This window comes from Nocardiopsis sp. LOL_012, from assembly GCF_048060475.1.
GTDB lineage: Bacteria > Actinomycetota > Actinomycetes > Streptosporangiales > Streptosporangiaceae > Nocardiopsis.
In genome coordinates, this window is sequence record NZ_JBHMIV010000109.1 from 1 (window position 1) to 536 (window position 536).

The following is a 536-nucleotide window of genomic DNA, read 5'->3' on the forward strand; positions in this document are numbered from 1 at the left end:
CGCGCCGGTCACGGCCCCGCTGGTCACGGTCGTCGCGCCGCTGGTAACCGCTGCCGCGGTCGTCACGGCCCCGGAAACCACCACGGCCATCACGGTCGTCACGCCGACCCCGATAGCCACCGCGATCGTCGCGGTCACGGCCTCCCCGGTCCCCCGAACTCCTGTAGCCGGATCGGGACCGGTCACCACTCCGACCGCCCGTCCCCCCGGAGCGGCCTCGGTCGCGTGCGGAGTCCTCGCGGTCTTCCGATCGGCTGTCCTCAGTCATCAACCCGCCCGTAAACACTCAAAAGCGCCACCACCGTGATGAGTGGCAGCGCGTCAGTAATCTTCTCCACAGCTTACGGCATCTACTCGAAGATCATCACCATCGTCGGCCTGGCCGGTGCAACGGCAGCGGAACAGCGGCAAACGCGGCGAGAGATGAATCTCCATCGGCACGCCCCAGAAGCTTCACATGTTCACAAGCCCCGACACAAAAAAGAAAGGACCGGAGCCGCCCCCACAAGGAACGACCCCGACCCCTTCTTCAACAA

1 protein-coding gene is annotated in these 536 nt (G+C 65.7%); it reads left to right on the forward strand.

Annotated features, from left to right (window positions below):
* Window positions 1–303: 303 nt before the first annotated feature.
* Window positions 304–536: hypothetical protein (locus ACFHWE_RS23665; RefSeq protein WP_416604086.1), on the forward strand; the 233-nt coding region annotated here is incomplete at its 3' end.